The 21,422-nt window shown below is 65.7% G+C and carries 19 protein-coding genes; 7 read left to right on the forward strand and 12 right to left on the reverse strand.

Going from position 1 to position 21,422, the window contains the following annotated elements; genetic code table 11:
- Positions 1-52: 52 nt before the first annotated feature.
- The 3 genes from AWC17_RS29890 to AWC17_RS29900 form a co-directional block, all read right to left on the reverse strand.
- Complete coding sequence (locus AWC17_RS29890) at positions 53-847, reverse strand: SulP family inorganic anion transporter (RefSeq protein WP_244193546.1); 795 nt, start codon at positions 845-847, stop codon at positions 53-55.
- Between the two features lie 444 nt (positions 848-1,291).
- Positions 1,292-2,530, reverse strand: a complete 1,239-nt coding sequence (locus AWC17_RS29895) for a sodium-dependent bicarbonate transport family permease (RefSeq protein WP_046183213.1) — start codon at positions 2,528-2,530, stop codon at positions 1,292-1,294.
- A gap of 278 nt (positions 2,531-2,808) precedes the next feature.
- A complete protein-coding gene (locus AWC17_RS29900; RefSeq protein ID WP_046183222.1) occupies positions 2,809-3,021 on the reverse strand; it encodes a hypothetical protein in 213 nt (70 codons plus the stop codon).
- A 285-nt stretch (positions 3,022-3,306) separates the two neighbouring features.
- On the opposite strand from AWC17_RS29900, the gene AWC17_RS29905 reads away from it, so the two are divergent.
- The 4 genes from AWC17_RS29905 to AWC17_RS33940 all read left to right on the forward strand — a co-directional run bounded on the left by AWC17_RS29905 (position 3,307) and on the right by AWC17_RS33940 (position 8,259).
- Positions 3,307-5,022, forward strand: coding sequence for a transposase (locus AWC17_RS29905; protein ID WP_052742744.1), 1,716 nt, complete (start codon positions 3,307-3,309; stop codon positions 5,020-5,022).
- 426 nt (positions 5,023-5,448) lie between these two features.
- Positions 5,449-6,801 carry a salicylate synthase gene (locus AWC17_RS29910; RefSeq protein WP_046183215.1) on the forward strand — a complete coding sequence of 451 codons (1,353 nt, stop codon included), beginning with the start codon at positions 5,449-5,451 and terminating at the stop codon, positions 6,799-6,801.
- 174 nt (positions 6,802-6,975) lie between these two features.
- Positions 6,976-7,992, forward strand: a complete 1,017-nt coding sequence (locus AWC17_RS29915) for an acyl-ACP desaturase (protein ID WP_046183216.1) — start codon at positions 6,976-6,978, stop codon at positions 7,990-7,992.
- Positions 7,993-8,136: 144 nt separating this feature from the next.
- Positions 8,137-8,259 carry a hypothetical protein gene (locus tag AWC17_RS33940; protein ID WP_264055579.1) on the forward strand — a complete coding sequence of 41 codons (123 nt, stop codon included), beginning with the start codon at positions 8,137-8,139 and terminating at the stop codon, positions 8,257-8,259.
- 30 nt (positions 8,260-8,289) lie between these two features.
- On the opposite strand, the gene AWC17_RS29920 is transcribed toward AWC17_RS33940, so the two are convergent.
- From AWC17_RS29920 to AWC17_RS29940, 5 genes are read right to left on the reverse strand one after another with little or no spacing between them, the layout of a single operon-like run.
- Complete coding sequence (locus AWC17_RS29920) at positions 8,290-9,216, reverse strand: MerR family transcriptional regulator (protein ID WP_046183217.1); 927 nt, start codon at positions 9,214-9,216, stop codon at positions 8,290-8,292.
- A 3-nt stretch (positions 9,217-9,219) separates the two neighbouring features.
- Positions 9,220-10,716: a flavin-containing monooxygenase gene (locus AWC17_RS29925; RefSeq protein ID WP_276038000.1), complete on the reverse strand. Its 1,497-nt coding sequence runs from the start codon at positions 10,714-10,716 to the stop codon at positions 9,220-9,222.
- 2 nt (positions 10,717-10,718) lie between these two features.
- The gene (locus tag AWC17_RS29930; RefSeq protein ID WP_046183219.1) at positions 10,719-11,639 is read right to left on the reverse strand and encodes a ferritin family protein; all 921 of its coding nucleotides are present in this window, start codon (positions 11,637-11,639) and stop codon (positions 10,719-10,721) included.
- Positions 11,640-11,663: 24 nt separating this feature from the next.
- On the reverse strand, positions 11,664-12,512 hold the full coding sequence (locus tag AWC17_RS29935) for an SDR family NAD(P)-dependent oxidoreductase (protein ID WP_046183220.1): 849 nt from the start codon (positions 12,510-12,512) through the stop codon (positions 11,664-11,666).
- 3 nt (positions 12,513-12,515) lie between these two features.
- On the reverse strand, positions 12,516-13,526 hold the full coding sequence (locus tag AWC17_RS29940) for an alpha/beta hydrolase (RefSeq protein ID WP_082122942.1): 1,011 nt from the start codon (positions 13,524-13,526) through the stop codon (positions 12,516-12,518).
- A gap of 324 nt (positions 13,527-13,850) precedes the next feature.
- Between AWC17_RS29940 and AWC17_RS29945 the strand changes: the two genes are divergently transcribed.
- Positions 13,851-15,260: a WS/DGAT/MGAT family O-acyltransferase gene (locus AWC17_RS29945; RefSeq protein ID WP_046183224.1), complete on the forward strand. Its 1,410-nt coding sequence runs from the start codon at positions 13,851-13,853 to the stop codon at positions 15,258-15,260.
- Positions 15,261-15,368: 108 nt separating this feature from the next.
- Positions 15,369-15,701, forward strand: coding sequence for a cupin domain-containing protein (locus tag AWC17_RS29950; RefSeq protein ID WP_046183225.1), 333 nt, complete (start codon positions 15,369-15,371; stop codon positions 15,699-15,701).
- Positions 15,702-15,748: 47 nt separating this feature from the next.
- On the opposite strand, the gene AWC17_RS29955 is transcribed toward AWC17_RS29950, so the two are convergent.
- Genes AWC17_RS29955 through AWC17_RS29965 form a run of 3 tightly spaced genes read right to left on the reverse strand, consistent with a single transcriptional unit; the run spans position 15,749 to position 20,131 of the window.
- Complete coding sequence (locus AWC17_RS29955) at positions 15,749-18,334, reverse strand: multicopper oxidase domain-containing protein (protein ID WP_085165654.1); 2,586 nt, start codon at positions 18,332-18,334, stop codon at positions 15,749-15,751.
- Positions 18,331-19,422, reverse strand: a complete 1,092-nt coding sequence (locus AWC17_RS29960) for a hypothetical protein (RefSeq protein ID WP_085165656.1) — start codon at positions 19,420-19,422, stop codon at positions 18,331-18,333. Before AWC17_RS29960 ends, AWC17_RS29955 begins: the two co-directional genes overlap by 4 nt.
- Positions 19,412-20,131, reverse strand: coding sequence for a helix-turn-helix transcriptional regulator (locus AWC17_RS29965; RefSeq protein ID WP_046184079.1), 720 nt, complete (start codon positions 20,129-20,131; stop codon positions 19,412-19,414). Before AWC17_RS29965 ends, AWC17_RS29960 begins: the two co-directional genes overlap by 11 nt.
- 93 nt (positions 20,132-20,224) lie before the next feature.
- On the opposite strand from AWC17_RS29965, the gene AWC17_RS29970 reads away from it, so the two are divergent.
- Complete coding sequence (locus tag AWC17_RS29970; protein WP_046184078.1) at positions 20,225-20,992, forward strand: DUF2249 domain-containing protein; 768 nt, start codon at positions 20,225-20,227, stop codon at positions 20,990-20,992.
- 210 nt (positions 20,993-21,202) lie between these two features.
- On the opposite strand, the gene AWC17_RS29975 is transcribed toward AWC17_RS29970, so the two are convergent.
- Entirely contained in the window at positions 21,203-21,394 is a 192-nt protein-coding gene (locus AWC17_RS29975; protein ID WP_046184077.1) for a ferredoxin, read from the reverse strand.
- Between the last annotated feature and the right edge of the window lie 28 nt (positions 21,395-21,422).

Raw genomic sequence — 21,422 nt, forward strand, 5'->3', positions numbered from 1 at the left:
GCTCCTTCCATCAGACTTGCCGGTCTTCGAGGGAACCTACGTCCGGATTCTTTTACACCGCGGCAGGGACACGACCCCCGTGCTCGAGCGAATCGGGAATGTTGATCAGGTGGGATTTATCCAACTTGAGGATGTACGTGCTGACCACCGTGCCGGCTAAGAACACCCAGACCGGAGGCGGCATGATCTTCAGCAGCCGCCAGGGCACGACCGCCAGCGCGAACAGCGCCACCAGGCAACCGACCCCCAGGGCGCAGACCTTGGGGCTCATCGACTGGACATGGCTGGGCACTTCGCCCAGAACCGCCCAGAATTCGTGAGCCTCGAACTTCACTCCCATGAAGAGAGGAATCTGCTTGACGATGATCATCAGGCCGATCGCCGCCAGCATGCCCTGGATGGCCGCGGCCGGGAAGATGGCGCTCAGGCGCGCCACCTTCAACTTGGCAAGGACCACTTGCAGCACGCCCGCGATGGCGATGGCGACCAGGACCAGGGGGTATCCCACGGCGAGCAACTCGGATGTAGAGCCGCCTCGGCCCAGGCGGGCGTGTCCCAGTGCGATCATGCCAGCGAATAGGGCCGGCGCCAGTCCCGCGGCCGGGCCGCTGATGGTCACATACGAGCCGCCCAAAAACGGCAGGACGAAACCGGCGATGATTGCCGACATGATCCCGCAGATCGGCGGCGCTCCCGAGGTGATCGCGATTCCCATCGAGAACGGCAGCGAGATCATGGCCACCGTGAAACCCGAGCGAAGGTCATAGCGCCAGTGTTTGAGACCGGCCAGGCCATTGCGGGGTTTTTCGGTCGGAACGGTTGTCGGAACCGTTATAGCCTGTTGCATCGATGAGCCCCTCTCGACAGCGGCTCTAATACGTTGTGGGTCAAATTCTCCCGGGGACTCATGCAGCATCCTCCCCGTGGCGCCCATGGCGACCTGAGTTAAGTGGGCTTTACGAACAATTGACACCACTTTTACGAACAGTTGACACCGCGGCTGCCGCAGCACGGAAACATCCAGTCAGCTTCCGGGTGTCGGGGTGGGTACTACGTCCGGCTGGCAAGCGTCGCGACGAGTGGCCGAATTAGTGCTCACGGTCACCGGCGTTAGCCGGAGCGAGAGCCTGTGCGGCTAGAACTTTCAGGACTACCTACCGAAGACGTCTCTGAGGATTACCCACCGTGGCGTGCACGCTGCTCGGGTAGCGCCGTTTCAGGTGATCGCGAACCAGGGCCCCACCATGCGGGGCGATCTCGATGTAGAGCGCGATCGCGATCCTGACGTTTGTCAGGTAACCGGGAACCAGTGGCCGACCGCGCGGGCGATCTCGATGTAGAGCGGGATCCCGATCGTGACGTTGTAGGAAAACGTCAAACCCAGTGATGCGGCCAAAGGCAGGGTTGGGCTGGCCTCGGGGATCGCCAGCCGCTGGACGGCAGGGACGGCGATGTAGGACGCCGCGCCGCAAAGCACTGCGAACAAAACGTAAGTTCCCATCTTGAACTCAGCGTGGGTGAGGTAGGCGTAGGTATGGGCGACGATGATCCCCAGCGGCGCAAAGATATTCGGTGCCAGCACAGCAAAGAAGATGAAACCGGGGCCCGCCGTTCGCAGGTCTCGCAGCTTCCGGGAGGCCGTCATGCCCATCTCGAGCAGGAACAGGCACAGCACGCCCTGGAATGCCAACACGAAGAACCTGTCGTCGTCTGCAACGACCTTCTGTCCCTGCAGCCCACTGACGAGGCCGATGATGATTCCACCGAAGAGGAGGACGAGCCCAGGGTTGAGGAACACTTCCTGCAGGAGCTCACGGTTGAAGATCGACATCTTCTTGCGACTCAAGGGGATCTCGTCGGGCTCCCAGCCGGGATGCTCCCTTTTTTCCATCGAGAACTCCAGCTCCTGCTCGATCCCGCGTTCGTGCTGGTCCTCGAGGCTCTCGCCGTACGCGGGCTGCTTGGCCGTACCGGGCCCGAACCCGACCTTGACCGGCGGGGTGTAGCCGGGCTCGTCGGCCATGTTCCCCGCCGAGTCCATCCCGCGGTGGCGCAGTCGCGCCACCAGGTACAGCGCCACCAAGCAGCCGGGGATCTCCATGACGGCCAGCATCACGGGCATGTAGGCGTTGAAGGCGATGCCAACGGCGCTCAGTACGGCCACGCAAGTGGCGAACGTTCCCGCCGAGTCCGACCCGTAATAACCCGCGACCGTGGCTCGGTCGATTCGTCGAAGGGAGGTAAGCCAATTCAGCAGCAGGTAGGCGATACCGCCGATGACGAAGTTGAGCACGAAGCCCAACACCATGAAGCCCACGATCGACCCGACGCTGCCGGCGCTGATCTTGGCGAGTTCTTCACCGCCGTGCCAGCCGATGGCCAGCAGCAGGTACATGGTCAAGCCCTGATAGATCACATAGGGAAATTCGAAGCGCACCTTCAGGATTGGAATGAGGAATCCGAAGTAGAAGAACAGCAGGAGCGGCTTGAACAGGTTGTGGGTGAAGTTCTGCCAAAACTCTTGCAGCATTCGATGCCTTCCTCGATAAGCGTGGCGATCAGGGAAAGCACCGTCCGCAAGCGGAGCCACCACGAACATCCCGACGACCGTGGAAAACTTATCCTCGCGGGTGTCAATCCGCCACTCGGATGCGAAGCGGCGTGTTTAAGCGATGCCGGCGGCTGGCGCCCGAAAAATCCCTGGTCAGACGCTTGTGACTGGCCGATTTTCGGATTGGGGACCACGCCGCGGCAGGCGTGGATTTGGTGTGAAAGTGCTGTGTATTCGCTGTGGGGCTAACGCCGGGATCAACGTGCCGACGAAATAACCGATGACCTGACCCCGACGCCCTTCTTACGGTGTGTCACCGACAGCCATGCCATTGGCGAATAATGGGTGGTGATTTCCTCGAAACCGTCGACGCGTGAAACCGTGAGCACACCGGTCTCTTGGTTGATTTCGAGCTCGTCACTTTCGCCGCCCTGGACCTCTTCGCCGTTCGCAAGCCGGATTACGAACATGACGTTGCTCTCCAATTGTGCGGCGGTAGGCACCGATCAGTCGGGTCTATTCGCGATGCGCCTCGCGCCGCCCGGCACGGGCTGACGCCGTCACAAACGCCCTGACAGGAGTTCACACGCGACTCCTTTGCACAGATGGATCTTGCCGAGCCACCGTGCCCAACCAAGTCGCCCGGTCGGCGGGCTGGCACGGTTGACGGCAATTCTAGGGCGCTGCTGTTTTAGTAACTGAGTTTCGGCGTGGCTGAGCGGGTTTGGCGCAGGTGGGCGGCGAGGATCTGATGTGTGGCTTTGGGACGGGAGAATCGGCAAGGCCGGTTCGATGACGTGATGGTGCTGGTCGGTGACCAGCTGCCGGCAGGCAGTATCTATCGGCTGCTGGCCGAGCACGGTGGTGCGCTGTTCGGCGACGACTATTTCGCTGATTTGTTCAAGCGTTCGGTGCTGGGTCGACCGACGGTGCCGGCACGGGTGATGGCCACGGTGATGCTGCTGCAGGCCTACGAGGGACTCTCGGATCGGGAGGCCTGCGACCGGTTGGCCTTTGACCTGCGTTGGAAGGCTGCCGCGGGGTTGACGGTGGACGCTGAGGCGTTTCATCCCACGGTGCTGGTCGGGATGCGCAACCGGCTACGTGCATCGGATCGGCCGCGGCGGTTATTCGAGGATGTCAACACCACTGCGCGGGCGGCGGGGCTGTTGCGGGGACGGCGCCGGGTGCTGGATTCGACCCCGCTGTTGGATGCGGTGGCCACCCAGGACACGGTGATCCAGCTGCGGGCCGCGATCCGCAAACTGCTGACCGTGACCGATCGGGCCGATCCGGAGGTGGCCGGTGCGCTACGCACCGTGCTGACCCGCGATGATGACTACGCCAGCCTGGGAAAACCACCGTGTGACTGGGATGACCCCAAAGCGCGTGAAGCCTTGGTCGATGCGCTGGTGCGCGACGCCAACGCAGCACTGGAGGCCTTGGATGGCCGCAAGCTCGATGGAGCACTCGGTGAGGCGGTCGAGTTGCTGGCGCTGGTGGCCGGCCAGGACGTCGAAGCTGGCGACGACGGGATCTTCCGCATCGCGCGGCGGGTGGCCAAAGACCGGATGATCTCCACTGTTGATACCGAAGCCCGCCATGGGCATAAGTCGCGGGCGCGAACCTTCGATGGCTACAAGTCCCATCTAGGTATCGACCCCGACGACGAGCTGATTACCGGTGTTGCGGTCACCCCGGCCAACGCCGCCGACCGTGAGGTCATCGACGAGCTGCTGGGCAACCCGGTCACCGACACCGCAAGTGGTGTATCCGATACCGTCACCGACGCGACCGCCACCGCCACCGCCACCGCCACCGATGCCGATGCCGATGCCGATGCCGATGCCGATGCCGATGCCGATGCAACGATCACCGACCACCGACAGCACGTCAACGAAGATGTGGAATCGAAAGTCTATGAGGTGTACGGCGATTCGGCGTATGCCGATGGGGCCACCCTGGATGAGCAGACCCAACGCGGCCATGACATGCGCGCCAAGGTTCCCCCAGTGCGCAACGCCAACGGCTATTCCAAAGACCAGTTCGGCATCGACCTGGCCGCCGGTACCGCGACCTGCCCGGCCGAGCACACCGTGGCCATCAGCACCGGGCGGCGTCAGCAGGTCGCTCGCTTCGGCGCATTCTGCGGGTCGTGTCCGCTACGGGCGGAGTGCACCAAAGCCCGTCGCGGGCGGATGATCACCATCCATGCCCATGAGGCCGCCCTGCAGCTCGCGAAGGCCCGCCAACGTGATCCGGCCTGGCAGCAGGATTACCGAACGTATCGCCCGGTCGTGGAACGCAAGATCAGTCACTTCACCCGCCGCCCCTGGGGTGGCCGCAAAGCCCGCTGCCGCGGACAAAAGCGCATCCTGACCGACATCCTCGCCCGAGCCGGCGCGATCAACCTCGCCCGATTGGCCACCCTGGGCCTGCACCCAGCCTCCGGAGGGTGGGCCATCGCCTGACCCGGGACCACCGGACCACCCGGCGGCCGGTCAGGCCGGCCTCATATCAGCCAGCACATCCGACTACCGCCGTCGAATCTCGGTACCGCCGAATCGCCCCCGTCGGAGGCCACTACATCAGCGCCGTCCTAGGAGAAGTCCCGTTACCGGGCCCGGTCGATGCGCGGCCACGACGTAAACGGCTGGGAAATTTGGGGCGCCGATGTTCACAGACGGGGCCTCGGCTCGGCGGCCACAGCCTTGTGCCGCGCGTTCTACCTGTGGAAACGGGGAGCCGGATGGGCGCAGTGAGTTCACCCGGCGACGCGGGTTCGGGATGGCCAGCGCTTTAACTCCAAGGGAGTTTTGGCCTGGACGGCCGGGTTTGCCGGGACGCAGGGGGATCGGTTGCGCGTTCTTACATAGGTTAGGCTACATTTACTAACCGTGACCGAGGTCAGCGTTCAGACGAGTTCCGCCGGCTCCACGTCCTCACCCATTCCGCTTCCCGCACATGTCGACCCGGCCGACCTGGCCGCCGAGCTGGCCGCGCTGCTGCCCGAACAAGTCGGCGAGGAATACGTGCTCTACGAGCGGGCCGGTCAATGGGTGCTGGCCAGCGGTGTGGGCGCGATGATCGAGCTGGACAGCGACGAAGTGCGCGTGATCCGGGACGGCGTGACTCAGCGGCAACAGTGGTCGGGGCGGCCCGGGCCCGTGCTGGGCGAAGCCGTTGACAGGCTTTTGCTGGAGACCGATCAACTTTTCGGCTGGATCGCCTTCGAGTTCGGTGTCTACCGCTACGGGCTGCAGCAGCGGCTGGCGCCGCGAACGCCGCTGGCCCGCGTGTTTTGGCCACGCACCCGCATCGTGGTGACCCGCGGGGCGGTCCAGCTGTGGGGCGCGACCGCGGTTCATCGCGACGCAGTCCTCGGCTTGCTGGGCGGGGGTGTGCCCGAGGTCCGCCGGGCTCGCGGTGTCGACGTCGTCGCCGACCCCTCTGGCTATCGCGACCGGGTGGCGTCGGCCGTCGCCGAGATCGCGGCGGGCCGTTACCACAAGGTGATCCTGTCCCGTTCTCTGGAAGTGCCTTTCCCGCTGGACTTCCCGTCGACCTACCGGCTGGGCCGCAGACACAACACTCCGGTGCGATCATTCTTGTTGCGGCTGGGCGGGATTCGCGCTGTCGGCTACAGCCCCGAACTTGTCGCGGCCGTCCATGACGACGGCATCGTGGTGACCGAGCCGCTGGCCGGTACCCGCGCGCTGGGCCGCGGAATGGCGCGCGACCGGCAGGCCCGCGACGATCTGGAGTCGAATTCCAAAGAGATTGTCGAGCATGCGATTTCGGTGCGAAGCTCGCTGCGGGAGATGACCGAGATCGCCGAACCGGGTAGTGCGGTGGTCACCGACTTCATGACGGTGCGGGAGCGTGGGAGCGTGCAGCACCTCGGCTCCACGGTCAGCGGGCGGCTAGGTCCGTCGAACGACCGGATGGATGCGCTGGAAGCGCTATTCCCCGCGGTCACCGCGTCGGGCATCCCGAAAGCGAGCGGCGTGGAAGCGATCCTGCGCCTCGACGAGGGCCCGCGTGGACTGTATTCCGGAGCGGTCGTGATGTTTTCGGCCGATGGCGGCATGGACGCGGCGCTCACGCTGCGAGCGGCCTACGAACGGGACGGCAAGACATGGTTGCGGGCTGGGGCGGGCATCATCGAAGAGTCCACGCCTGAGCGTGAATTCGAAGAGACCTGCGAAAAGCTGTCCACGCTCGCGCCGTATCTGGTTGCGCGCCCATAGCGCGCGCTCGACCGATTGGTACCCGGCCGAGGCCGCAGCGGTGTGGTGGGCGCCACTACCGGCGTAGGGACCTTTGGCCCTAGTTCGCCCAGTTTTCGGCGTGTCATCTTTATGTAACCGCATGACACAGATACATTGTGCGTTACTTGACGCCACACATAACTGGAGGGCTACGTGTCCAACGACCTGACCAACCTGCAGCTACTCCATGAGCTCGAGCCTGTGGTCGAGGGTCTGCTCAACCGCCACCTCTCGATGTTCAAGGAGTGGAATCCGCACGACTACGTCCCGTGGTCGGACGGCAAGAACTTCTACGCGCTGGAAGGTCAGGATTGGGAGCCCGGGCAGAGCCAGCTGCCCGACGTCGCGCAGGTGGCGATGGTCCAAAATCTGCTGACAGAGGACAACTTGCCGTCGTATCACCGCGAGATCGCGATGAACTTCAGCATGGACGGCCCGTGGGGGCAGTGGGTCAACAGGTGGACGGCTGAAGAGGCCCGGCATAGCACGGCACTGCGCGACTACCTGGTGGTCACCCGGGCCGTCGACCCGGTGGCGCTGGAGAAGTTGCGCCTGGAGCAAATGACCAGGGGCTTCAGCCCGGGGCAGAATCAGCAGGGCGACATGTTTGCCGAGAGCTTGTTCGACTCGGTCATGTACGTCTCATTCCAGGAGCTGGCCACCCGGGTCTCGCACCGCAATACCGGCAAGGCCTCTCAGGACCCCATCGCGGAGCAACTGATGGCCAGGGTGTCCCACGACGAGAACCTGCACATGATCTTCTACCGGGACGTCAGCGCGGCGGGTCTGGACATCGCCCCGAACCAGGCGATGAAGTCGGTGCACCGGATCTTGCGCAACTTCAAGATGCCCGGATTCACGGTGCCGGAATTCCGGCGCAAGGCAGTGATCATCGCCGTCGGCGGTGTTTACGACCCGCGCATCCATCTCGACGAGGTGGTGATGCCGGTGCTCAGGAAGTGGCGCATCTTCGAACGCGAAGACTTCAGCGGCGAGGCCGCCCGGATGCGCGACGATCTCGCCGTGTTGGTGAAGGAGCTCGAGCAGGCTTCCGACAAATTCGACGAATCCAAGCAGCGCTATCTCGAGCGCGAAGCCCGAAAAACCGAGAGAATTACCGCCAGCAAAGTGCTTCAAACGGAAGGCACGCTGACCTTCAGCGGGCACTGAGGGGACCGGACGCAGCTGGTAACCGATCGCTGACCCAATTCTGGGGACCGGTCAAGCGGCGTCAGCCCAAAATCGCCCAATCTCGTGTTTTATCGCGTAGCTGTGCTTACCATTCCTCCCATCTTCAACGGGATGGAGTGGTCTGTGTCTGGTGTCAAATCCAAAGTGGTCCTTGCGCTGATGCTCGCGCTGCCGTTGACCACGATGTCGGCGTGCGTCACGCCGGTGACGGTCGACTGCACCCCGTACACCTGCACCGGGGTTTAGCGCTGTCACGAAGGCGACGGACGCAAGGGTTCAGGCCGAAGAACTGGACTCGAGATAGTCGGCGAGGATGCGACTCACGAGCGACTCGATATGGGACTCGATCGACGACGCGAGCGTCGCGGTGACCGTAGCCACGGCTTGAGTCCGGAAGCGCACCAGCATGGTGATCAGCTCGGCGATCTCGGCATCCGCCGGCAGGGGCTCGCCCGGCTTGATGCGGTCCAGCACGTGTTCGGCGCCGGCGCGCACCAGCATGTCGCTGATCTTGTCGACCTCCGGCACGATTTGCTCGTGTAAGGCGACGAGCTTTTCCAATTTGACGCCGTAGCCGCGGATTTCGTTGAATGCTTCGATCAGTTTCGGACGCGTAACGGTGGCTCGCGCACCGTCGACCCGGATTACCTGCAGTACCACCAGGCGCTCGAACGCGTCCGGGTCGTCGACGAGGCGCTGCGCGTCGGCCAGCGGCATGGTCTCTGGTTTCTCGGTGGTCCAGGTGCCCGCGATGGCGTTCTCGAGGCCCAGCACGTCGCCGAGATTCTTGCCTTCCTCCCAGGCGCTGAGCATTTCGCGCACGTGCGCGATGGTGTATCCGCGGTCGAGCATCGAGGTGATCAGCCGCAGGCGGGTCAGATGGGTGTCGTTGAACAATGCGATGCGGCCGACGCGCAACGGCGGGGGGAGTAACCCGCGGTCGCGGTAAACCCGGATGTTGCGGGTGGTGGTGCCGGCCAGCCGGGCGAGGTCGTCGATCCGGTACTCACCGGATGCGGCGACGCCGTGGGGGTGGCGGACCGCCGCGTCGAAAAGCTGCGAGACCGCCGTCTCGATCAATTGCCGGTACTCCCGCGACTGGCGCCGAACGCGCTTGGGCGCGCGCCGCACGTTGTGCAGCACGCTGGCGATTGTGCCGGGTTCGGGTCTTGAAGAACGGTCGAGCGGGCGGTCCGGTGCCATGTGTCAGCCCGACGAGGCGGCAAGCGCCCGGGTTCGGCGCGCCACCGCTTGGTAATCCTGGTAGCGGAAATCTCTCATCTGGCGAAGATACTGCGTCGCGAAACCCGGGTACATCGACCCGTTGTATCCGTCCTTGGTGAGGTACCAACTGCGGCAACCGGACATCCACGTCGTCTTGGTAAGGCGGCGCTGGAGGGTGTCGTTGTGGCGGTGCTGAACCTCTTCGCGCACATCGAGATAGCGTAGGTCGTTGTCGAGGATGGCGGTGATGCCGCGGACCGCGTACTCCAGCTGACCCTCGATGTACACCAGCAGCGAGTTGTGGCCGGGCCCCGAGTTGGGTCCGGTCATGACGAACAGATTCGGATATCCATGCACGTTGATGCTCTTGTAAGCCTGTGCGCCACCGGACCATTCGTCGGCCAGCGACCGGCCACCGAGCCCGGTGACCGCAAAGGGAGGACCGGTCAGGTGAACGTCGTAGCCGGTGGCGAAAACGATGCAGTCGAGGTGGTGCTCGATGCCGTCGCTGGTGCGAATGCCGACCGGGCTCAGGGTGGCGATCGGCCAGTCGATGAGTTTGCAGTTGTCGCGCTGGAGGGCGGGGTAGTAGTCGCTGGAGACGAGCATGCGCTTGCACCCTGGCCGGAAGTCCGGCGTCAGCTGGCGCCGCAGCCATGGATCCTTCACCTGAGCCCGCAGGTGGGCCCGCCCCAGACGCGCGGCCAGCGAGGTCAACGGCGTGTCCCATACCAGCGCCGTGGCGCTGGCCTCGTGGCCCCAGAACAGGGCCTGCCGCGCAAGTTGCTGGGCGGCGGGGACTTTGGTGAACAGGGTTTGCACGGCCGGCGGTGTCGCGACGTCCAGGCGCGGCAGCACCCAGCACGGGGTGCGTTGGAACACCTTGACGAACTTGGCCTGCTTCACCAACTCGGGGATGATCTGGATCGCGCTGGCGCCGGTGCCGATGACGGCGACCCGCTTGCCCGCGAAATCGAAGTCGTGGTCCCAGCGGGCGCTGTGAATCTTGTGTCCGCGATAGCTGTCCAGGCCGCGAATGTCGGGGAAGCTGACGTCCGACAGCGGTCCAGAGGCCAGCACGACGGTGCGGGCACGGAATCGCTTGCGGCGTTTGATTGTTGCGGTCCAAACACCGTTATCCTCGTCGAAGGTCAAGCCGCTGACCTCGTGGCCGAATCGGATGTGGCGACGGATGTCGAATCTGGTCGCCATGTCTTCGAGGTGGCGGCAGATCTCCGGGGCGGGGGAGTACGTACGCGACCAGGTGGGGTTCTTGACGAAGGAGTACGAATACAGCAGCGAGGGGACGTCACAGCTTGCGCCGGGATAGGTTGTGTCGCGCCAGGTTCCGCCGACTTGGTCGCCGCGTTCCAGGATCACGATGTCGTCGACTCCGTTGTCGGCCAATCGGATCGCCGCTCCCAGACCGGTGAAGCCGGCTCCGATGATCAGCACCGCATAGACGTGGTTTTCCCCCATGGTCACGCCGCCGGCTTGTAGCTGAGTTCCTTGAACCAACTGGGCACCGGTCTCAGCAGCGGTTTGGGATAGCGGTCGGACAGCCACACCATGGAGCTAGCCAGGATCTGGTAGGGGTGCTGCGGATTGACGACCATGGCGGCGTGCCTCTTGAGCAGTTGATAGGTGGGCACGCGCCAGGTGTGTTCGCCACGCTCGCCGAGCTGCTTGAACCGCTTGACCGCATTGTTCAGCCGCTCCGGCTCCAGTCCCATCTCGGCCATTTCACCGTAGATGCGTTTGAGTAGCGGAACGTACATGAGCATCCCGACAATGAGGCCCGGGGATGCCATTCGGCCGACCAGTTCGATGGCCAGTCGGCGCGCCTTGGCGTGTCCGATCAGGTCGAGCACCTCGAAATCGACAGCGATGTGCCGTGATTCATCATTGTTGATCTTCTCGAAAACTTGGTGGCACACCGGGTCTTCCACGGTGTCCAGCAGAAACTTCAACAGCGCCCCGTCGAGGGCGACCTCCAGCATCGGGATGACGGTGCCCAGCACGGACAGCGGCATGCTGTCGGAGAACGCATCGAGCCACTCGATGGCCAACCGGATGTTGATGTTCGGCTCGGGCAGTTCGCCGTCGTCGAGCATTCCCCAGCGCTTCATCAGCGCCATCTCGGCGTTGGCGTGGCGCTGCTCCTCGGCGTGGAAGTAGCGGTAGATCTCCGCCAGCGTCGGGTCAGGCGCCTTCTTGGCCAGCGCGGCGAATCCGCGGGCGCCGACGTTCTCGATCCAGCACAGGTCGGCCATGAATGCCTTGAGCTTCGGACGGAATTCGGGCCGGATGGTATCGGCGCCGGGCGCGGCCCAATCGATATCGGCGAGCGCCCACTGGCGATCCTTGATCTTGGCGAGCATAGCTTCCATGTCGATGGCCACCGGGAGCTCCTTTGCGTTGGGTGATCAAGGCAGGTTGATTCGGGACACCAGGCCGGCCGCACGCGTATAGGCCTGCGGGGCCAGGCGTTTGATGCTCCAGCCGATCTTGGCGTCGAGTTGCGGCATGCAGTACAGCTCGCCGCGGTCGTGTGCGTCCAGGCAAATCCGCGCGACTTTCTCCGCCGAGAATCCGGTCCAGCGCATCAATTTGTTGGCCAGCTCGCTGGACTCCTCGCTGATGCGGCCGGACTCGACGATGTTGGTCTTCACGAAAGTCGGGCACAGCACGGTGACTCTCACCCCGGTGCCGGCCAACTCGGCTGCCAGGGTCTCCGAAAGTGACAGCACGCCGGCCTTGCTGACGTTGTAGGCGGCCATGCCCGGAGCCGCGCCGAACGCCGCCGCCGAGGCCACGTTGATGATTCCCCGGGGGGCATGCGACCGACCGGCCTCCCGCAGGATCGGGGTGAACACGTGGCAGCCGTGAATGGGTCCCCACAGGTTGATGCCCAGCGTCCACACCCAATCGTCCAGCGGCGCATCGCCGATGGCCGCGCCGCCGGCGCCGACGCCGGCATTGTTGATCACCAGCGTGGGCGGCCCGGAAAACCAGGCCTGCGATTGCTCGGCCAGCGCCTGGACGTCGTCGAATTTGGAGACGTCGCAACGGATGGCCACCGCTTTGCCGCCCCGCTCGGTGACCGCGTCGGCCGTCCGCCTTGCGGCGGCTTCGTCGATGTCGCTGCAAACGACCGCGCCGCCGCGACGGCCGAGTTCGACGGCGAAGGCGGCACCGATGCCACTTCCGGCGCCGGTCACCACCGCCGATGCACCGCGGCTGGTCTTCGACCTGCCCAGTAGCCTGTCCAACATTCCTCAGTGCACCTCCTGGGTCATGGCGCGCGCATCCTGCAACGCGTGGGCGATGAATCGCGCGACATAGGCCATAGCCTGGGTGGCTTCGGGTGTCACGCGGGGCAATGCCTGAAAGACGTGCACCTGGTGCGGCCAGATCTGCAGTTCGCATCGGCCACCCGCGGTTAGGATGTCGGCGGCGAGCTGACGCGCGTCGTCCTGGAGCATTTCGGCTCCGCCGGCCTGAATCAGGGTCGGCGGAAGCGGCGGGCCGCCGGCCACATTCAGCTTCAGCCGCTGGTGGGTGGGGTCGACGCCGGCGTGGTACATGCTGACCAGGCGGGCCGCGTCGGCCGCCCGGATCGCCGGATCGCGACGCATCCGTTCCCGGGCGATGCAGAGCGCGAAGGTGATGTCGTACAGCGGGGAGAACAGCGCCAGCGCGGCGGGGTGATTGGCGCCGAGCTCGGGTTGCAGCATCATGTCGACGGCCAAATGACCGCCCGCCGAATCCCCGGCCACCACAATTTGTTTCGGCGATACACCGCGGGTATCCACCAGCCAGTCCCAGCCCGCCCGGACGTCGTCGGCCGCGGTGGGGAAGCGGTGGCGGGGGGCGAGTCGGTAATCGATGCTGAACACCGGCAAACCGGTCAACGACGACAGCCAGGATGTGAACCGCCGGTGGGTCTTTGGCGAACACACGGCGTAACCGCTGCCATGCACGTAGTAGATGGCCCCCACGGTTGGGGACGATCGCGGGGCGTCGCTGGTTGGCGTGCGCGGTCCGTAAACCCATTCGCCCTTGACGCGACGGCCGTCGGGCAGCCTCGTGTCAAGGTGTTCGACGTGGGTGCCAGCCAGCGAAGGGCCGAACGTTCCCATGATGCCGGCGATGATCTGGCGCGATAGCCATAAGCCCCACGCGCGTTCGGCTGGTATCAGGCCGGTGACGGGCCGCAGGGTGTAAGCACTTACCGCTGCCGCGCCGCGGGACCGCAATGACCCACGGGCCGGGACGCCGTCCGCCATGCAACGAAGTCAATAACAAATGGTGACATTAGTCAATGGCAGCTTTGAGGCAGTTTTGCGCCAGCTTCGACGCATCGCGCTACCCCGGGAATCTGCGCCGCAGGCCGGCGGATGACCGCCATGGCTACCAGACCGTCTGCGCGCACGTCGCAAGAGTTAACCGACGGCGTCAACACGTCTTGGGTCGTTGAGCGTGCTGGTGCCGCAGCGTATTTGGCTGCACGACACCACCTCGGCTTGGGACTTTCGGCCCTGCTGCCGCTGCCGCCCACAGCGGAGAATTGTGTTACCGCTAGTTGCATATAAAGTTCGGAGGTGGCGGTCGTGGATCAATTGACAACCCTCGACGCGGGTTTTCTCAAGGCGGAAGACGCCGACCGGCACGTGAGTTTGGCGATCGGCGGTCTCGCGGTCATCGAAGGGCCGATCCCGGACCGTGGTTCATTGATGGAGATACTTGCTCAGCGGATCCGCGTGTGCCCCCGGTTCGGGCAGCGCCTGCGAACGCGCTCGTTCGACCTCGGTGCACCCGAATGGGTGGACGATCCAAACTTTGATCTCGGCCGTCACGTACGGCACATCGCCCTCCCGCGGCCCGGCGACGACCGGGAGTTGTTGCAGCTGGCCGCCGACGTGATCTCCCGGCGCCTCGACCGGGATCGACCGCTGTGGGAAATCTGGATCATCGAAGGCCTCAGCGACAACCGGTGGGCAATGCTCACCAAGATCCACCACTGCATGGCCGACGGAATTGCTGCCACCCACATGCTTGCCGGCCTATGTGATGACGGCATCGGCGAGAGCTTCGCAAGCCATATCCGCGCCACCAAAGCGACTAAGGAACAAGAGCTTTCGCAGAGCTTATGGGGTGTAAGTCCACTGAGCGTGCTGGGCGGCCTGTGGAACGCATCGGCTGCCATCACGGCGACGGCCGCCCGCACGGCATTGGGTGCTGCGGAAATTGTCGCCGGTTTGCTGCGTCCCACAACGACGTCGCTGAATGGGCCGATCACAACAATGCGACGCTACGGTGTCGCGCGGGTGCCCCTCGCCGACATCGCGCAGGTGTGCCAAACCTTCGACGTCACCATCAATGACGTTGCGCTGGCCGCTATCACGGAGAGTTACCGCAACATCCTCGTTCAGCGGGGCGAAGCACCGTTGCCGGATGCGCTTCGCGCGCTGGTGCCGGTGTCGATGCGGGCCGTCGACGCGTTGGATAGGACGGGTAACCGCGTGTCGGTGATGCTGCCGTACCTACCGGTCGACGAAGAGCACCCGATAGAGCGACTGCGGACCGTTCATTCCCGCTTGGACCGTACGAAGTCTCACGGTCAGCGCCAGGCGGGTCACGCATTCGTGTCGATGGCCAATCACCTTCCATTTCCCCTGACAGCATGGGCGGTCCGATTGTTGACCCAGCTACCGCAGCGCGGCGTCACCACCCTGGCGACGAATGTTCCCGGCCCTCGTCAGCCACTCCGACTCATGGGCCAACGGGTGCTCAGTGTGTTTCCAGTCCCGCCGATCGCGATGCAATTGCGAACCGGGGTGGCGATGCTCAGCTATGCCGAGGACCTGTTCTTCGGTGTCCTCGCCGACTACGAGGCCGTGGCCGATATCGACGCCTTGGCCCGTGGAATCGAGCTGGCGGTGGCGCGCCTGGTGGCAATCAGCAAGCAACGCAAGAATATACGTGGTCGTCGAGGACTGTCACTCGTCGTCAATAACTAGCCAGGCCCCTGACCGCAGTAACCCAGCTAGCGCGTCGATTGCCCGCAGCGCTTCTGCCAAGCCGCCGCCGTGCGGCATATGATTTGCGACGAGGAAGGAGCCTGCCTGATGGATAAGATCTCGCTCACAGCACTCGCGCGCGAGCAGTTGGCGGCCGCGCACCGAGCCTCCAGCGGCCGTAGCGCACACACTGTGTACGGCGGTCACCAACACACGCTGCGGCAAACCATGGTTGCCCTGACCGCCGGAGCTGCGCTGCATGACCACGACAGCCCGGGCGAGGCTACCTTGCATGTGTTGCAGGGGCGCATCCGGCTGACAGCGCCCGAGACTAGCTGGGACGGCGCCCCGGGCGATCACCTGGTGATCCCGCCGAGTCGGCATGGTGTACAGGCCGTCGAAGACTCCGTCATCCTGCTCACCGTTGCCAAAAGCGTTTAGCTGGGGCAAGGACCGGGCGGAAATGGTGACAATCCCGTTGCGATGGGTTACCGCCCGGCCACCTCGATGATGCCGTGGGCGCCGCGTTCGGCGTCGACCATCGCGTGTGAGACGAACGGGTATCGACCGGGCTGGCCGAAGGTCAATTCGACGAAACCGCCCTGGGCCGCAAACAATCCGAGTGTCTGCGCACCGCCTGCGCCCGGCCCTCCTGCCTTACCTCCCAGTCGGTAGTCGCCCTCGGACCATACGGTGTCGAACTGGCCACCGACGACGTGGAACGAGGTGCCCCGGTTCGGTCCCGCGGCGAGCACCCAGATGCGAACGCGCTCGCCCACTCGCGCGGCTAATGGCGCATGGTCGTATTGGCGGGCGTAGCCGTTGAACACCACGAGGTCGGGCTTGTCCGCGGCGACCTTGTCGGCGTCGGCGTCTTCGCCGGGCGCGCCCAGGTACATCTCGGACTGGACGATCACATACTCGCGGTCGACGCGCGGCAGGTCTGGCGGGTCGATGATCACCGCCCCGAACATGCCGTTGGCGATGTGCAGTGACATCGGCATCGTCGAGCAGTGGTAGAGCCAGATACCCGCCCGCGTCGCGGTGAACCGGTACACCAGGCGCTGGCCGGGTTGGATGGTCCGCATCGGTTCGTCGGGAGCGAGCGCACCCGCGTGGAAGTCGATCGAATGCCCGGTGCTGCCGTCGTTGACGAGGGTGATCTCGAAGACGTCGCCGACCTTGCCCCGCAACGTGGGTCCGGGGGCGGTACCGCCAAACGTCCAGAGCCGCTGGATGATTCCGGGGGAGACCTCCCGTTGGATCTCGGTCACCGGCAGCGTCACACGGTGCTCGGCCGTTGCCGGGGGCAGCGTGGCGTCGCGTGCGGTGAAGCCCGCAGCCGGGTCTGCGCTGAGGCTGCGCGCGATATCGCGGGCGGAGATCGGCGCGGAGTGCACCGGGTCGTGGTGGCCTGTGTGTGTGGAAGGCATCGGCGCGCCGGTCACCCGGACCGAAAACGTCATGCCCATCTGCCGGTGTCCGGCCACCGCGCACCAGCCATCGAGGCTGGAGCCGATCACCCCGGCATTGAGGACGGCCGACTCGCCCGGCGCGATCCGTCCGGTGCGGGTGCCGTTGGACAGCACCAGGTCGTGTTGGTCGGTGCCGGTGTTGGCCAGGGTGATCTGCAGCCGGTCTCCGGCGGGAACCTCGACCGTGTCCGGCACGAAACGCATGCCCTCGATTCGGACCGACGCCGTGGTGGTGTGGCCCGTGGCGGCCACGGCCACCTGCGGCGAGGTGCCGATTCCGAGCGACGCGGGGTCCGCGGCCACGGCGGCCGCGGTCGCCAGCACGACGACCGCGAGTCCCGCGGCGGCGATGCCGAGCCGTCGCCGCGGTGGTGCCACCTGTGGTGGGCCCGGAGCCGCGGGCTTGTCGCGATCGCGATGGGCCCGCCACACCGCCCGAACCAGCAGCGGCAGGAAGGCCGCGTAAGACACCAGCACCAGCATTGATGCCGCGACCCGCACCAGACTGGGAGTCGGAAGAACGCAGAGCAACAGCCCGGTGTTGGCGACAGTGAGCCGCCACGGAGCCCCCCGCTCGAGCTCGGCCCCGGCCGCCAGCGTTGCCGCACGCCCACCCATTACCACGGGCGCCAGGTAGGTCAGTGACCCGAGCAGCACCTGCACCAGGAAGCCGGCCAGCACCGGCGCGGTGAGTTCGCCGGCCGCCGCGACCGCTACCGGCCAGGTCGGCGAGATCGCCAGTGCGACGGCCGCGAAGGCCAGTGACCCGATCAGCCAGGCGACGCCGGCCAATACCGACAAGGTCGCAAAGTCGTTGGGCCGCTTGCGGCGGACCTCGTCGAGGTGCGGTCGCAGCACGACCCCGGCGGCACACAGATACCCGGCGGCGCCCAGGCCGGCGATCGGGGGCGATCCCACCACCGCACCACCGGCGGTCACGGCCAGGGCGGTCAGCAGCGCCGGCAGGCCGTGGCGAGCGGCCACTTCGACTCCGTTGGCCATCCGGGTGCGCAGCATCGTCGGCCACAGCGTGACCAGCGTGCCCAGCACCGTGAGCCCCACCCAGCCGAATAAATTCAGCGCCGCATGCGCGATGACGAACCGCTCGTGGATGTTGCCGGGGAGCTCCGGATTCGCTATCGCCACCCCAAGTCCCGCGCCGATCGCCAGACACCCCGTCGCGGCGACGTAGTAACGCACGGTGACGCCGAAGCGGGCGGGCAACGCGGTGCGCAGCTGTCGCAGAAGTGTCGCCCCGTGCGCCAGGGCGACGACGCCGACCACGACACCGCCCGCCAATACGACCGGCCACCACCGGCCCAGCATGCCGGTGACGACCGTGGCGGCGCCGGCATTAAAGGCCGTGAGGCGCAACACTTCCGCCGTCCGTGCCGGATCGGGCGGCCGGCGCAGCAAAGCATCGGCGAAATGCCGGCTCCAGATCAGGATGGCGTTGCCGGCCGCGCCGAGCGCCAACAGATGAACCAGCAGCCAGCCGGACAGTGGAAGAAACCGATGCGCGACCGCCACCACGACGAGCGCGGCGAGCCAGGCAAACACGACCGCCCCGACACGCAGATGCCATCGCGAGCGATTCATGCCGGCACCCGACCGGCTGCTCGCGTCACCGAATAACCGGCAACGGCAATGAATCCGAGGACAGCCACGATGTTCAGCACACCACCCGCCTGGAGTGCCCAGTGGACGCCGCGCGCGTCACCGACCGCCAGCCGCAGCAGCAGCGAAAGGTGCAACAGCGCCGCCGGACCGTACATCAAAGGGGTGTAGGGCAGCGGGCGGCGCAACACGGCGGGCAGAATCACGGGTGCATGCGCCATGATCATCGACAGCACAAAGCCCAGCATCATCGCGTGCACTACCGCGTCATAGCCGGGACCGGAAAGGATTTGGCCGATTAGCAGCCAGGCCGACGCCGGCACCAGCAACCACACGTAACCGGCAAGCAGGCACACCGCCATGTATCGGGTCAGGCCCGTCGCGCGCACGGTGTGGCGCGCGACATCGAACCGGCCCAGCCATACCACCGTCGCCAGCAGCGCCGCGCCGAGCAACGGGTAGCCGGGCACCGGCCACAACAAGGCGGCGACGGTGCCGGCGACCATCGCCACCGCGACGACGATCAGCAGCGTCTCGGCGGGGGTACCGAGCATCGTCACGCGGGCGAGCTCGAGGCGCTCCCCGACGATCGTGAGGATGAGGAAACCCGACAGCCAGGGCAACAGGCTGGGAACCGGCACACCGCCCAGCCACAACAGCGCCGCGCCAGTCGCCAGCACCGCGCCTGCCACCTGGACCAGAACCGCCACATCGGCAGACCGCCGCCACAGCGGCACGTACACCGCAACCAGCGTCGCGGACCCGGCGAGCAGCAGCGCGCCGCCAAGGTTTCGGGGTGCCGGTCCGACCAGCAGCACCGCGCCGGCGCCAAGGAATGCCGGGGCCAGGTAGGCCCACCATCGCCGCGCGGCCACCGCTCGCTCCAGCGCAACCACCGTGCCGACGAACCCGAGCACCAGCAGGACGCCGTGCACTTCGGCCAGCCGTGTCGTCGTGATCGGCGCAGGCAGGCCAAGGAGCGCCAGCGCCGCATCGAGTCCGGCCAAAAGCGCGAACCCGCCGGGAACCAGCAGCAGCGCTCGGGGTGGGATCCGTCGGTCAGTCACCATGTCGCACACCGGGATCGGGCAGGAACAGCCGACAGGCGCCGGGTTCGGCGAATGGAATGAGATCGAGCCCACGGCCGCTGGGGGCGCCGAGGCGCTCCAGCATTCCTTCGACGATGCCGAGGTGGACCTGACAGACGACGGTGGGGTAACGGCGGGCCGCGTCCAGCAACGGGCAGCGGCGCAGCGCGATGCCCCCGATACCTTCGTGGGCGCCCGGGATGCCTTTTTCGTCGTCGGGTGCGAAGCCGAGGCGGGTCAGCGCCTCGAGCACGGACTGCCGCGGATCGCTGCCGGCCTGGTTGCCCTCATCGATGAGTTCGCGTCCCCACTCGATGCCGGCCGCCCGCGCATCGCGCTCGGGGTGGGCACTGGTGCGAGCCAGCTGACCGGCCAGTGCGGTCGCCAGACCCGCGTAATCGCGGACCGCTACGGCGGGGTCGGCTGCCGACACGCGATACAACGTGGCCGGACGTCCGCGTCCGAGTGCGGTTGCCGTGGAGCGCTCCACGAGCCCGAGCCCAACGACCGCATCGAGGTGTTCGCGAACAGTGTTGGGGTGCAGGTCAAGAGCGTTGGCGGCGTCGGCGACCCGGACGGGGGAGTGCGCGCGCACGTATTCGAGCACCCGCAGCCGCTGCCCGGACAGCGCCACCGGGGACCGGGGCACCGGCGTCGGTTCGGGACCCAGAACGGCTAGGTCTTTTTTCACGGAATTTATTGTAGTAAATTATTGAGTGATGCACATAGGGCAACGAGTCACATTCGCTCAGCGGGGCGCTCGACTCAACGGAAAGGAATCAACATGCCAGCCAACGATGTGATCGTTGCGTCCACAGCTGCTGACGCCGAGGCGGTCGAAGCCATCAAGGGTCATCACGCGCAGCTCGCGGGGCGGCTTGCGGTGCTCACCGATGCGATGTTGTGGGCGGTCGAGCGCGGTGCGGACTTCGAGCCGGCGCGAGCCGCGGCCCTGGTCTTCCTGACCGGCGAGCTGTTGCCGCACGCCGCCGCCGAAGAGGAGCGCCTGTACCCGGCCGCCACCCGCGCCGAGCGCGCGCGGCCGCTGGTCGAATCGATGATCGCGGTGCACCGCATCATCGGCGCACTTGTCGAGCGCGTCCGCATCGAGCCACCGGTGCGCGCGGCCGCGTCCGGCCACGCCCTGCGGGTGTTGTTCGACGCACACCTGACCGACGAGAACGAGCGGATCCTGCCGATCGTGGCCGCCGATCCGGAGGTCTCCCTCGTCGAGGTGACCCACGGGATGCACGAACTCCTCGGTCATCACCACTCCACCAATGGCGCCGAGCCGTCACACAGCTGCGGCTGCGGCGAATCCGATGCCGACGATCCTGTGCTCGACGTCCGCGAGGTCCCGCACTCGATCCGGCATGCCACCGTGTTCGGCGCGTTCGACGCCGTTCCGGACGGCGGCACACTGGTGCTGGTGGCTCCCCATGATCCAATCCCGCTGCTGCACCAACTCGACCACCGTGCCTCGGGCCGGCTCGAGATTCAGTACGAGCAGCGCGGGCCGGAGGCCTGGCGGCTGCGGCTGACGAAGCGGTAGGCGACCACAGCCGGCACCACGGTGACGGCCGCCGGGATGGCCGCGGAGTCGGTACGGATTTGACCAAACCGGCTCTATGGCAAATGCTTTCGATCAATGGGTGTGCCGCGGTCGGTGACGGGTAGGAGCAAGAGCGACCGCTACCTTCAAACAAGCACCTCGGAATCCGCTGTAACGCAGCGGGCTTGACGACTCGGCGTCAGCCGAATACTAGTCTTCGCGGGATAACGCCGCGCGAGGGCACGCTTCGATGGCCTGCTCGGCAAGCGTCTCCTGCTCGACGGGGACGGGGTCGGTGATGACCACGGCGTACTCGTCGTCGTCGAGTTGGAACACCTCCGGGGCGATATTCACGCAGAAGGCGTTGCCCTCACAGCGATCACGGTCTACCACGACGCGCATGAGAATCCTCCTTTAGTCTGACTCGGGT

Source organism: Mycobacterium nebraskense, from assembly GCF_002102255.1.
Classification (GTDB): domain Bacteria; phylum Actinomycetota; class Actinomycetes; order Mycobacteriales; family Mycobacteriaceae; genus Mycobacterium; species Mycobacterium nebraskense.